This is a genomic window from Serratia sp. root2 (assembly GCF_031931805.1).
Classification (GTDB): domain Bacteria; phylum Pseudomonadota; class Gammaproteobacteria; order Enterobacterales; family Enterobacteriaceae; genus Serratia; species Serratia inhibens.
Map to the genome: position 1 here is coordinate 728391 of NZ_JAUJXB010000001.1, position 12800 is coordinate 741190.

The 12800-nt window shown below is 59.3% G+C and carries 14 protein-coding genes; 11 read left to right on the forward strand and 3 right to left on the reverse strand.

Annotated features, from left to right (window positions below; all coding sequences use genetic code 11):
• The first annotated feature begins 33 nt into the window (after positions 1-33).
• From QZQ97_RS03375 to QZQ97_RS03420, 10 genes are all read left to right on the forward strand, one after another.
• A complete protein-coding gene (locus QZQ97_RS03375) occupies positions 34-1041 on the forward strand; it encodes a 3-oxoacyl-[acyl-carrier-protein] synthase III C-terminal domain-containing protein (protein WP_311992259.1) in 1008 nt (335 codons plus the stop codon).
• On the forward strand, positions 1038-2045 hold the full coding sequence (locus tag QZQ97_RS03380) for an NAD-dependent epimerase/dehydratase family protein (RefSeq protein ID WP_311992260.1): 1008 nt from the start codon (positions 1038-1040) through the stop codon (positions 2043-2045). Before QZQ97_RS03375 ends, QZQ97_RS03380 begins: the two co-directional genes overlap by 4 nt.
• Positions 2038-2844 carry an MBL fold metallo-hydrolase gene (locus QZQ97_RS03385; RefSeq protein WP_311992261.1) on the forward strand — a complete coding sequence of 269 codons (807 nt, stop codon included), beginning with the start codon at positions 2038-2040 and terminating at the stop codon, positions 2842-2844. Before QZQ97_RS03380 ends, QZQ97_RS03385 begins: the two co-directional genes overlap by 8 nt.
• On the forward strand, positions 2841-4127 hold the full coding sequence (locus QZQ97_RS03390; protein ID WP_311992262.1) for a F390 synthetase-related protein: 1287 nt from the start codon (positions 2841-2843) through the stop codon (positions 4125-4127). The genes QZQ97_RS03385 and QZQ97_RS03390 overlap by 4 nt, the downstream gene beginning before the upstream one ends.
• Positions 4124-4741 (forward strand): phosphatase PAP2 family protein, encoded by a 618-nt coding sequence (locus QZQ97_RS03395; RefSeq protein WP_311992263.1) that lies wholly within the window; start codon positions 4124-4126, stop codon positions 4739-4741. The genes QZQ97_RS03390 and QZQ97_RS03395 overlap by 4 nt, the downstream gene beginning before the upstream one ends.
• Positions 4738-5871: a sterol desaturase family protein gene (locus QZQ97_RS03400; protein WP_311992264.1), complete on the forward strand. Its 1134-nt coding sequence runs from the start codon at positions 4738-4740 to the stop codon at positions 5869-5871. The genes QZQ97_RS03395 and QZQ97_RS03400 overlap by 4 nt, the downstream gene beginning before the upstream one ends.
• Positions 5864-6946, forward strand: coding sequence for an acyl-CoA desaturase (locus QZQ97_RS03405; protein ID WP_311992265.1), 1083 nt, complete (start codon positions 5864-5866; stop codon positions 6944-6946). The genes QZQ97_RS03400 and QZQ97_RS03405 overlap by 8 nt, the downstream gene beginning before the upstream one ends.
• A complete protein-coding gene (locus tag QZQ97_RS03410; RefSeq protein WP_311992266.1) occupies positions 6943-8034 on the forward strand; it encodes a fatty acid desaturase family protein in 1092 nt (363 codons plus the stop codon). Before QZQ97_RS03405 ends, QZQ97_RS03410 begins: the two co-directional genes overlap by 4 nt.
• A gap of 111 nt (positions 8035-8145) precedes the next feature.
• Positions 8146-8370, forward strand: coding sequence for a hypothetical protein (locus QZQ97_RS03415; RefSeq protein ID WP_013813399.1), 225 nt, complete (start codon positions 8146-8148; stop codon positions 8368-8370).
• Entirely contained in the window at positions 8367-8633 is a 267-nt protein-coding gene (locus QZQ97_RS03420) for a hypothetical protein (RefSeq protein WP_311992267.1), read from the forward strand. Before QZQ97_RS03415 ends, QZQ97_RS03420 begins: the two co-directional genes overlap by 4 nt.
• Before the next feature lie 10 nt (positions 8634-8643).
• On the opposite strand, the gene QZQ97_RS03425 is transcribed toward QZQ97_RS03420, so the two are convergent.
• Genes QZQ97_RS03425 through QZQ97_RS03435 form a run of 3 tightly spaced genes read right to left on the reverse strand, consistent with a single transcriptional unit; the run spans position 8644 to position 11218 of the window.
• Positions 8644-8793 (reverse strand): DUF2474 domain-containing protein, encoded by a 150-nt coding sequence (locus tag QZQ97_RS03425; RefSeq protein WP_006325988.1) that lies wholly within the window; start codon positions 8791-8793, stop codon positions 8644-8646.
• Positions 8794-8807: 14 nt separating this feature from the next.
• Positions 8808-9815: a cytochrome d ubiquinol oxidase subunit II gene (gene cydB / locus QZQ97_RS03430; RefSeq protein WP_311992268.1), complete on the reverse strand. Its 1008-nt coding sequence runs from the start codon at positions 9813-9815 to the stop codon at positions 8808-8810.
• 2 nt (positions 9816-9817) lie between these two features.
• The gene (locus QZQ97_RS03435; RefSeq protein ID WP_311992270.1) at positions 9818-11218 is read right to left on the reverse strand and encodes a cytochrome ubiquinol oxidase subunit I; all 1401 of its coding nucleotides are present in this window, start codon (positions 11216-11218) and stop codon (positions 9818-9820) included.
• Between the two features lie 144 nt (positions 11219-11362).
• Between QZQ97_RS03435 and QZQ97_RS03440 the strand changes: the two genes are divergently transcribed.
• Positions 11363-12781, forward strand: coding sequence for an aminotransferase-like domain-containing protein (locus QZQ97_RS03440; protein WP_311992271.1), 1419 nt, complete (start codon positions 11363-11365; stop codon positions 12779-12781).
• Positions 12782-12800 lie beyond the last annotated feature (19 nt).

The window sequence follows — 12800 nt, forward strand, 5'->3', positions numbered from 1 at the left end:
CTTTATGGATATTCAGGTTACCTATTAATAACAATGACAATACACTCTGGCTCACCCGCTTTGTTACCTCTCAAAGTCATCGCCACCGGCGTGGCTTTACCGCCAAACTGCGTAGCATCCTCCGTGCTGGACAACCTGTTGGGCAAACCGACCGGTTATGTTGAAAAACGCTCGGGCATTGTTCACCGATTTCATGCCACCGATGACGCCAGCCAGGCCGAACTGGCCGCTGCCGCATTGCATGACGCCCTGGCCCGCAATTCGCTTCACCCACAATCGGTCGACCTGCTGATTTCCGCCTCGGCGATTTCGGTCCAGGCGCTGCCTTGCACCGCCGCACACATTCTAAAAGTGGCCGGACTGGCACCGGGCACCCCAGGTTTTGACATCAACAGCAGTTGCGTGAGCTTTATCTCCGCGTTGCAGGTGGCTGCCGGACTGCTGAATGCCGGCACCTACCGGCGCATTGCCATAGTGTCGGCGGATTTAGCCTCGCGCGGCATCGATTGGGAGCACGAGGAATCCTCGTTGATCTTTGGCGACGGCGCGGCCTGTGCCATTGTCGAACGCGGTGACGGCACCAGCGGTATTCTGGCGAGCCTGGTGGAAACCTATCCTGAAGGCAGCGAGCTGTGCGAGATCCGCGCGGGCGGCACCCGCCGTAATCCGCGCGCCGGCATGACCGGTAGCGATTTTCTGTTCCATATGCAGGGCAAACAGTTGTTCAGGCAGGCTTCGGCGCTGATCGAGGACTATCTTGCCCGCCTGCTGGCGTCCTGTGGGTTGACGCTGGCGCAGATAGCCACCGTGGTTCCGCATCAGGCGAGCCATCTTTCGCTCGAACACATGCGCAAGCGCCTGCACGTTGCCAACGAAGTGCTGGTGGATATTTATCCCTACCACGGCAATCAGGTCGCGGCCTCCATTCCTACGGCGTTGCACGCGGCCGTCACCCAGGGCCGATTCAACCCCGGCAAGCCGGTTATGCTGATTGGCACTGCCGCCGGGTTGTCGCTGGCCGGCATGGTGTTGCTGCCATGAAGGTGCTGGTCACCGGGGCCACCAGCGGCCTGGGGCGCAATGCGGCGCAGTGGCTGCTGGAAGCGGGGCATCAGGTGCGCGCCAGCGGGCGCGATAGCCTGGCTGGGCAGAGGTTGCGTCAATTGGGTGCCGAGTTTTCCCCGCTGGATTTGGCGCAGGCCACGGCGGAACAGTGTCGACAACTGATGGCCGACTGCGATTGGGTTTGGCACTGTGCGGCAAAATCTTCACCCTGGGGCGGCAAAGACGAGTTCTATCAGGCCAATGCCACCGCGACGGAAAAACTGGCGGAGGCGGCCGGTCAGTGCGGCATCCGGCGCTTTATTCATATTTCCACCCCGGCGATTTACTTCGATTTTCGCCCGCATCAGGATGTTGATGAGAGTTACCGTGCCCGACGTTTCGCCAACCATTATGCCGGCAGCAAGTATGCCGCCGAGCAGCAGTTGCAGGCCCTGGTACCAAACTACCCGCAAACCACTTACGTTATTCTGCGCCCCAGAGGTCTGTTTGGGCCGCACGATCGGGTGATTGTGCCGAGGTTGTTGCAACAGCTCGAGCGTGATGGCGGTGTGCTGCGGTTGCCCAGCGGCGGACGGGCGATGCTGGACCTGACGTTTGTGTTGAACGTGGTGCATGCGATGGACCTGGCCAGCCGCCAGAGCCGCTTGGCATCAGGCGCGGTTTACAACATCACCAATCACCAGCCGCAGCGGCTGGCGGACATGCTGCATGCCTTGTTGCACCAGCAACTGGGGCTTAACTATAGACTGCAAGCGGTACCCTATCCGTTGCTTTACGCGTTGGCCGGTGGGCTTGAACTGCTGGCTCGCTTTACCGGCAAAGAACCGCTGCTGACACGTTACAGTGTGGCGGCGGTGCATTTCGATATGACGCTGAGCCAAATCCGCGCCGTGGAAGAGCTGGGCTATCGGCCGCGCTATTCGATGGAGGAGGGGATCCGCCTGACCGGCGAGTGGCTTAGGAGGTTGAACGATGGCTAAGATCACTGCCTTTGAAGTGGGCTACTGCACTCACATTGGTTGCATGGCGCTGCGCGGGGCGGGTTTGCGGGTGTGTAAATTCCCGGCACGCGCTTACCTGCTGGAGGTAGGGAACCGCCGCTGGCTCTGGGATACCGGTTATGCGCATTATTTCCAGCAGCAGACGCAGTCGGGCATTTTTCGCCTGTACCGCCATATGACGCCGGTCTATTTCGATCCCGCAGAGTCGCTGGCGCAGCAGTTGCGCGGCGCCGGTTATGCCGCCAATGATATTCAGGCGCTGATTGTTTCGCACTTTCATGCCGATCACATTGCCGGGTTGCGCGATTTTAATCATCTCGAGTTTATCTGCTCTGGTGAAGGCTGGCAGCAAACCCGCATGCTGCGTGGCTTCGCTGCGTTAAAACGCGCTTTTATCCCTGGTTTGATCCCCGACGATTTCGAGAGCGGCCTGCAATTTATCGAGGGTTTTCCGCAGGTGAGTTTGCCTGCACAACTGGCACCTTTTGATTGGGGATATGCGCTGCCGGGCAGCGAAGGGCAGATCCTGCTGGTGCCGTTACCCGGTCACGCGGCGGGCCATATCGGCGCATTTATCCTCACCGAGAGCGGCTGGACGCTGTTGGCCAGCGACGCCGCCTGGTCGCCATCGAACTACCGACAATTGCGTGGGCCTTCGGTGCTGGCCAATCTGGTGATGGACGATCCCAGGGAGTATTACCGCACGCTGGAACGGCTGAATCAGCTTTGGGCGGGTGGCGACGTGAACATTCTTCTGTGCCACGAGGGGGATCTATGATCCCGTTAATGACGCTGTGGCACTATTTTCGCGCCCGGCGCTTGATTTTTGCCGATCGCGCGGCACTGGAGGCGCATCAGGCCAAACGGCTTACCGTCTTCGCCCGCCGGGTGCTGGCGAGAAGCCCTTACTTCAGGCACTTCAGCCGGCAACCGATCGCCGCCTGGCCGCTGATGGACAAGGCGCTGATGATGGCGCAGTTCGACCAAATGAATACCGCCGGGTTGCAGCGCGACACGTTGCTCGCCTGCGCGCAGCGCAGCGAGACTGAGCGGGATTTCACGCCGAAAATCGGTAAATACAGCGTTGGGTTGTCTTCTGGCACTTCTGGTCAGCGCGGCATTTTCGTCGTCGGTCCGCGCGAGCAGCAAGTCTGGGCCGGCGGCATGTTGGCGAAGATGCTGCCGGATGGGCTGTTTGCGGGCGAACGCGTCGCGCTGTTTTTGCGTGCGGACAATAACCTCTATCAGAGTGTCAATAATCGCTGGCTGAGCCTGGAGTTCTATGACCTGTTTGCCCCGTTTAGCGCACAGTTGCCGCGCCTGGAACAGCAGGCCCCCACCCTGATTGTGGCACCGGCCCAGGTACTGCGCGCGCTGGCTTTGGCGGTGCTGAATAAACAGATCGTCCTCAACGTTAAAAAAGTGATTTCGGTGGCGGAGGTATTGGAGGAACAGGATCGCCGCTTGCTGGCGCAGGTTTTTCCGACGGTGGGCGAGGTGTATCAGGCCACCGAGGGCTTCCTGGCCGCCACCTGCGCGCACGGCACGCTGCATCTGAACGAAGAGTTTTTGCATATTGAACCGCAGTGGCTCGATGAGCACCGCTTTACGCCGCTGATCACCGATTTTACCCGCAGCACCCAGCCGATAGTGCGTTATCGGCTGGATGACGTGCTGGTCAGGCGGCCCGAACCTTGCCCGTGCGGGCAGCCGACGATGGCGCTTGCCCGCATTGAAGGGCGCAGGGACGATCAACTGGTTCTGCCGGATAGGCAGCAGCGACTCAAGGTGATCTTCGCCGACTTGTGCAGCCGGGCCATCGCCAATGCGTTGCCGCTAACCAGCGATTATCGGCTGATTCAACACGCACGACGGCGTTTGCAATTGATTGCCGATTGTACCCAGGATGAGTTGGCGCATTGTCAGGTGCACCTGGTCAACGTGCTCGGCGAACAAGGCATTGCTACCGACCTGCTGGAGTGGCAATTGACGGTACAGGCGGTGATGCCGGAATTCGATCGAAAAAGACGGCGGATCATCCGTTTGGCGGAGATAGCATGAAAATAATCCTGTTTCGGCTAGGGCAAATGTTGTTGGGCTGGGGATTTGTCGGGGTGATTTATTCCAGCACCGATCGGTGGCAGGGGGCGGGAAAACTGATATCGCCTTCGGCTATTGATCGCTGGATCCCCTTTAGCCCGGCCGCCATTTGGCTATACCTGTCTTTCTTTATCCTCATTCCGCTGGGTTATTTGTTGGCACCGATTCATCGGGTTAAATGGCTGGCAACGGCCATGCAGCTGACCGCCCTGGGGGCTGGCGCTATATATCTGCTGTGGCCGACCACCATGGCGTACCCGGTGGATAGCGGCACCGGTGCAAGTTCCGACGTGCTGGCGGCACTGATTGGGGTAGATTCACCGCAAAATTGCCTGCCCTCGTTGCATATGGCGCTGACGGTGCTGGCGGTTTGGGCGCTCAGTGACTGGAAACGTAAGCTGAGGACGGCATTTTTCGTGGTTTGGGCGGTGGCGATCGCCGTTTCAATTTTGCAATTGCGCCGCCATTTGTTTGTCGATCTGGCCTGCGGGGCGCTACTGGCATTGCTGGCCGGCTGGCTGGCCCTGCGCATTAAAGGTGCCCGGCGATATGCGGTGAAAGGAGACGCGGGATGAGCGATTTGGCCATGCCTATAGTGTTCATGCTGTTGGTCGTCGTCGGCGAAGCCTGGGTATTGCAGTGGGTGCAACGGCAGCGGGTTAACTGGCATGACGTGGTGTTCAATTTGAATTCCGGTCATATCATGCTGTGGCTGTTTCGCGGGCTGGAGATCACCTGCTACGGCTATGTGGCCGCGCATTTCAGCTTAGGCCTGCTGGATGCCTGGCCGCCATTGTTGATGTGGCTGTTTGCGCTGCTGGCGTGGGATTTCGGCTTTTACTGGCTGCACCGCTTGCACCACTATTTGCGGGTGTTATGGGCGGTACACGTGGTGCATCATCAGGGCGAGCATTTCAATCTGTCGCTGGGGGTACGTAACTCCTGGTATTCGTCGCTGACCTCGATACCGTTCTTTTTAGTGCTGGCGCTGATGGGCGTGCCGCTGACGGTGTTTGTCACGGTTTCGATCCTGCATTACGGCATCCAGCTGTTTAACCATAATGCTCTGACGCCCCGGCTTGGCGTGCTGGAGAACATTCTGGTCACTCCGGCCCACCACCGGGTGCATCATGTCAAAGACTTGGCCTATTCGAACAAGAACTTCGGTGGCAGCTTTATTTTCTGGGACAAGCTGTTCGGCACGTTTTGCCCGAGCCTGCCTGAAACGCCGTTTGTCTATGGTGTCAGTGGGGATAAAGCGTCCGCCAACCCGTTTTGGGCCAGTAACCTGCCTTTCCTGCGTTATTTCCGCCTTGCGTGGCGCCCGGCAGCGGCGAGCGAGCGCTTCCGCTGTTCGGCATTCAGCCTGTTCAGCGGCGCGATGCTGCTATTTACCCTGGTGATTGGCTATGTCTACCAGTATGGCTACGGCTACGCTGATATTCACTGGCCGCAAATGGCGCTGCTGGCGTTGCTGGCACTGGGATCTGTCGCGTTGGGAGGGATGTCGGAAGGGCGCGGCTGGGCAATTATCGCTTGGTTGTCGGTGACGTTGGGGATTGCGCTGCTGTTTATTGGTTATCTTGGCTGGTCGCAACGCTATTGGCACATCACCATGGCGGCTACCGCGCTGCATGCCCTGTGCGTGGCGTTGGGCTGGGGGCGGAAAGCGGCACCTGTCCCGGAGGAGAAATCCGATGGCTGACACCCTCCCGCCGCTGAGTTTTCCCGCTGCCGGGGAACAGGCGTTTCATCGTGCGCTTAAACGTGCGGCGCATGCTTATCTGGCGGATGATCATCGCTACGCCGACGCTTGGCGGCTGGCGTTGGCGGCACTGCTGCTGGCGTTGTGCGCCGGTTTTTATGCCCTGGCGCTGATGCAACAACAGGCGTGGGCGTTTTTCGGCTGCTATTTCCTGTTTGTGATGATGGGGATGCTGCTTAACGTTAATGTGAATCACGATGCCTCGCACAATGCCTTCCTGCGCGCCCCCTGGGCTAACCGCCTGGTGGGGCGGCTGGTGACGCTGCCGCTCGGGGTGGATCCGGATTACTGGCGGGTACGCCATGTGGAGTATCACCATGTTTACGCCAACGTTGAACATTATGATCTGGATACCGAAGAGAACGGTTTCTTCCGCCAGACGCCGTTCCAGCGCTGGCGCAAACATATGCGTTATCAGCATCTTTACTGGCCGCTGATCGCCGCGCTCTCCTTGCCTTATATCGCCTGGATTTTTGACTGGTCGGATCGCCTGGGCAGAACCCCGTTGCATGAAAAGAACATTTTGCCGGGGCGCGGCGGCTGGGCGGTGTTTGTCCTGTGCAAGATGGGGCATCTGCTGTTGGTGTTGGCCGTGCCGCTGGTGCTGTGCCAGCACAATGGCATTGGCTGGCCGTGGGTGTTGCTGACCTATGCGCTCAGCCAGATGTGCGCCTCGCTGTTGGTGGTGTTCTTGTTACTGGGCACCCACTGGGCGCAGGCCGAGTTTTACCCTGCACCTGAGGGTGCGAGCATGCCGCACGGCTGGTATCGACACAATTTCGCCACCGCCTGCGACTGGCAGACATCCCCACGCTGGCTGCAACATTTGACCGGCGGGCTGAATTATCACCTGACCCACCATCTGTTCCCCGGCTGGAATCATCGCCATTATCCGGCGCTGGCTAACATTGTGGCGCAGTTGGCCGCACAGCACGGCATGGAATACCGCTGTATCGGCTATCGCGAACTGCTGGCGCAACAACAGCAGTTTTTACGCCGCATGGGGCAGCCATGAAGCCGCTGCGTCCGCTGGCTTTTCGGCGCGATGACACCGGGCTGCATCGTGCATTGATGCAGGCGGCCCATGACTATCTGGCCGTCAATCGTGACCACCGTTTTGCCGATGTCGGCATGTTGGCAAAGGTGGCGGTGCTGCTGGCGCTGTGCGCGTTCTGTTATGTTGTTGGCCTGCAGCAGCGGAACGTCTGGGCCTATTTCGCCTGCTATTTCGGTTTTATCTTTATCGGCATGTTTCTGACGGTAAACGTGGTGCACGATGCTTCGCACAACGCGTTTTTCAAACGGCCCTGGGCCAACCGCTGGTTGAACGGCCTGGTCAGCATTCCACTCGGGCTGGACTCTGATTGCTGGCGGGTGCGGCACGTTATTTTTCATCATGCGCATAACAATATCGAACACTACGATCCCGATATCGACGCCAACGGCGTGCTGCGGCAGACGCCGTTCCAGCGCTGGAAACCCTTTATGCGCGCACAGCGATATTACTGGCCGTTGGTGGCGGCCATGACCTTCCCGTATTACATCTGGCTGTTCGACTGGCTGGATCGGGCGGGAAGAACCCGGGTGGCGGCACGGATGGCGCAGCAAGGGGTGCACGGCTGGGGCATTTTTCTGGCGGGTAAAGCGGCGCATTTTCTTCTGGCGCTGGCGATCCCGGGTTATCTGCTGCCACCGGAGATCGGCATCAGCGAGATCCTGCTGGTTTATCTGCTGAGCCAGATGCTCTCTTCTCTGCTGTTCGTGATGCTGATCATCGGTACCCACTGGGCCAAGGCGAAATTTTATCAGGCACCGGAACACGGGGGGTTGCCGCACGGCAGGTATCACCACGTGTTCGCCACCACCTTTGACTGGTGCACCCGGCCGCGCTGGCTGGGGTATTGGCTGGGCGGGGCGAATCTGCATCTGACGCATCACCTGTTCCCGCACTGGAGCCACCGGCATTATCCGGCGTTGAGCCGCATCATTGCCGAGGTGGCGCCGCGCTATGGTATCGACTATCGGGTGCTTGAACTGGGGGAGTTGCTGCGGTTACAGCAGCGTTTCCTCAGCGAGATGGGGCGAAAGCCGTCCGAGTCATGATGTTGTCGCAACCTGCTGAATTTGCGAGACGTTACGCAGTTCACTAATTGAACGATGTGTGCCGGTAAAGTAGACTCTATACCACTGACGGACAGCCACAGGAGGTGGAATATGCGTAGTTTGCCGATTCGTTTATCAAATAAGATTGATGATGATCTAAACGATATAGCCCGGCGTCATGGGATGGAGAAAACCGATGTGATCAAGATGGCTTTTGCGCTGATCGCCATTGCCGACAAGCACTGGATGAAACAGGATGGGACGTCCCTTGGCATCGTGCGAGAGAAGGGAGAACAGCTGGAGGCCGTAGGGCAAGTCGTGGGGATCTTTCCATGAGCGCAGAAGACACAAATCTGCGGGATGAGGCTGGCAGAGTTTACCTGGGACAGGTGTTGGTGTTTGACGAAATGGAGCGGCTGCGGTTGGCGCGCCTGGTGCTGTACGGTATTTTTGTGATAAGCGTGGGCGTTTTTATTGCCTACGCTTATTGGGATCAAAGCGAGCCTATCAGGCAAGTGTTCGAGCTGTTGAAGATCGGTGCCTTGCCTTTGGTCACGCTGGTGATTTCCTTTTACTTTCCTAACAGCGCGACCCGATAAACCCTATCGGTCAGTGCGACTTCATGCCCGCCGCGGTCATCAGCAGGCGGAACAGCGAGGCGACCAGGAACAACCCCAGCACGCTGGCGCTCCAGATGATCACCAGCCAGCCGACGCGTTTCCACCAGGGAGTGGGTGCGGTTGCTGTTTTATCGTTCATGCTCTCCTCCCTCATCAGTGATAGCCATGTTCATGGCTGACCTTGCCCCGGAATACGTAGTAGCTCCAGAAGGTGTAAACCAAAATAATCGGGATGATAAACAACGCGCCAACCAGCATAAAGCCAAGGCTTTGCGGCGGGGCGGCCGCGTCCCACAGCGTGATGGACGGAGGGATCAACAGCGGCCAGATGCTGATGCCCAATCCGCTCAGGCCGAGGAATACCAGCAGCAGGGTCAGCATAAACGGCGAATAGTGCGCGCCGCGTTTCACCCCGCGCTGGATGCCCCAGGCGCTGAGCAGCACCAGTACCGGCACCGGCAGCAGCATGAACAGGTTTGGCAGCGTAAACCAGCGGCCGGCGATCTCCGGGTGAGCAATCGGCGTCCAGATACTGACCACCGCCAGCACCAGCAGCAACGTCGCCAGCAACGGCGTCGCCAGCCGGTACATGCGCGCCTGCAGGTCACCGGCGGTTTTCATTACCAGCCAGGTGCAACCCAGCAGCGCATAGGTCACCACCAATCCCAGCCCGCAAAACAGCGCGAACGGCGTCAGCCAGTCCAGGGCTCCGCCGGCATAGCTGCGACCGCTGACCGGAAAACCGTTGATGATGGCACCCACCACGACTCCCTGGCTGAAGGTGGCGAAGATCGAACCCCAGATAAACGCCTTGTCCCAGATGTGGCGCTTCTCTTCGGTCGCCTTGAAGCGGAACTCAAAGGCTACGCCGCGGAAGATCAGCCCGAACAGCATCAGCGTCAGCGGGATAGCCAGCGCGTCGAGGATCACCGCGTAAGCCAGCGGGAAGGCGCCGAACAGCGCCGCACCGCCCAACACCAACCAGGTTTCGTTGCCGTCCCAGACCGGGGCGACGGTGTTCATCATCACATCGCGGTCACCGCTGTCCTTAACCCACGGGAACAGGATGCCGATACCCAAATCAAAGCCGTCCATTACCACGTACATCATGGTGCTGAACACGATGATCACAAACCAAATCAGCGGAAGATCGATGCCCATGCTCAGCTCCTGTCATCCAGAGTTTCTTTCACCGCAGACAGCGGACGCGCCGGCCGGCCTTCGGTGTCATCTTCTTTATGTTCATGCTGTTGCGGTCCTTTACGGATCAAGCGCATCATGTAGGAATACCCCACGCCGAACACCGAACAGTAAACGACGATAAACGCCAGCAGGCTGATGCTCATGTGCAGGTCGCCGTGCGCAGAAACGGCGTCCTTGGTGCGCAACAGGCCATACACCACCCACGGCTGCCGCCCGATTTCGGTGGTGAACCAGCCCGCCAGCAGCGCCAGCAGCCCGGAAGGCCCCATCCACAGGATGAAATAGAGGAATGGCCGTGACTGGTACAGCCCGCCGCGCCAGCGCAGCCACAGGCTCCATACCCCGGCGAGGATCATCAGCATGCCGAGCGCCACCATGATGCGGAACGTCCAGAACACCACGGTGGAGTTCGGGCGATCTTCCGGCGGGAAGGATTTCAGCGCCGGCACCTGCTCGGTCAGGCTGTGGGTCAGTATCAGGCTACCGAGATAAGGCACCTCCAGTTTGAAACGCGTTTCTTCGCGCTGCATATCCGGCCAGCCGAACAGGATCAGCGGTGTGGCCTCGCCAGGCGGGTTTTCCCAGTGGCCTTCAATGGCGGCGATCTTCGCCGGCTGATGTTTCAGCGTATTCAGACCGTGGGCATCGCCGATCATCGCCTGCACCGGTGCGACGATCAGCGCCATCCACATCGCCATCGACAGCATTTTGCGCATGGCCGGCGTATCACGCCCGCGCAGCAGGTGCCAGGCGGCGGAAGCACCGACAAAGAAGGCCGAGGACAGGAAAGCGGCGGTCGACATGTGCAACAGACGGTACGGGAACGATGGGTTAAAGATCACCTTAAGCCAGTCGACCGGCACCACCTGGCCGTTGATGATTTCGTGCCCCTGCGGGGTTTGCATCCAGCTGTTGGAAGCCAGGATCCAGAAAGTGGAAATCAGCGTGCCGAGGGCTACCATGCAGGTAGCGAAGAAGTGCAGACCAGGGCCGACGCGGTTCCAGCCGAACAGCATCACCCCCAGGAAACCGGCCTCAAGGAAGAAGGCGGTGAGCACTTCATAGGTCAGCAGCGGGCCGGTTATGCTGCCGGCGAACTCGGAGAAGAAGCTCCAGTTGGTGCCGAACTGGTAAGCCATCACCAGACCGGAAACCACGCCCATGCCGAAGTTGACGGCGAAAATCTTGGACCAGAAATGGTACAGATCGCGGTAGGCTTCATTGCGCGTTTTCAGCCACATGCCTTCCAGCACGGCCAGATAACTGGCCAGGCCGATGGTGATGGCGGGAAAAAGGATATGGAAAGAGACAGTGAAGGCGAACTGTATTCTGGCAAGTTCCAGTGCATCAAGACCCAGCATGGCGCCTCCTTGGGTTGAACATAAAATAACCTCTTCAGTATAGCGGTAATTTTTCTGGTGAAAGCTTGGCGTTAAGTTAATCACGGAGTACAGTGACTATAATAGTGACAGTTATTTCACTTTTTTATATAACAGTTAGGGCTTATGACCAGATACGAGCAGCTTGCGCAACAGATTCGCGAACAAATTCAGAACCGGGTGTGGCGGGCGGGGGACAAGCTGCCGTCGCTACGCGAAAGCGGCAAACGCGCCGGTCTCAGTTTGATGACGGTGGTGCAGTCGTATCAATTGCTGGAAAGCCAGGGCTGGATCGTCGCGCGGCCGCAGTCAGGCTACTATGTGGCCGCGCGCCCACAGCCGCTGCCGCAGCCGGTGCGTGGCGAGAAGATGTTGTTGAGCGAGCAGGTGGATATCAACACCTTTGTTTTCGACGTGCTGCAGGCGTGCAAAGATCCGGAAATCGTGCCTTTCGGTTCCGCGTTTCCCGACGCCACGCTGTTTGCCCAACCGAAGCTGGCGCGGGCGTTGAGCAGCGTGGCGCGCAAGTTCACGCCGCACAGTTCGCTGGCCAACCTGCCGCCCGGCAACGATGCGCTGCGGCGTAACATCGCCCAGCGTTATGCGTTGAGCGGCATGCAGGTGGCGCCCGACGAGATAGTGATTACCGCCGGTGCAATGGAATCGCTGAGCCTCAGCCTGCAGGCGGTGACCCAGCCGGGCGATTACGTGGCGATTGAATCGCCGGCCTTTTACGGCGCGTTGCAGGCGCTCGAACGGCTGCGGCTGAAGGCGGTGGCAATCGCCACCCATCCGCAGGACGGTATCGATCTGGACGCGCTGGAGCAGGCGCTGGAGCAGTATCCGATCAAGGCCTGCTGGCTGATGACCCACTTTCAGAACCCGCTGGGTGCCACCATGCCGGACGAGAACAAGCAGCGGCTGGTGTCCTTGCTGCGCGAACGGCAGATTTCGTTGATTGAGGACGATGTTTACGGTGAGCTGTACTTCAGTGCAGAACGGCCGCTGCCGGCCAAGGCGCTGGACAACGGCGGCCAGATCCTGCACTGCTCGTCGTTTTCCAAATGCCTGGCGCCGGGGTTTCGCGTCGGCTGGGTGGCGGCGGGGCGCTACGCGCAGCAGATCCAGCGGTTGCAGCTGATGAGCACCGTATCGACCAGCGTGCCGACCCAGATGGCGATTGCCGACTACCTGCTGCACGGTGGCTACGATACCCACCTGCGGCGTTTGCGGCGGTTGCTGGCTCAGCGCCAGAGCAGGATGCGCCAGGCGATTGCCCACCATTTTCCGCCCACCGTGAAGGTCAGCCAGCCCGATGGCGGCTACTTTCTGTGGCTTGAGCTGGATCCTGCGCTGTCGTCGATGGAGCTTTACCAGCGTGCGTTGGCGCTGGGGGTGAGCATCGCGCCGGGCAGAATGTTCACCACCGGCAATCATTTCAACCACTGCTTCCGCCTGAACGCCTCTTTTGACTGGAGCGACAAACACGAGGCAGCGATCAAAACCTTAGCAAAACTTATCCGGCAGCTTGAGCCGGCAGGCTGAGTGGCGCCGCGCGGGTAAG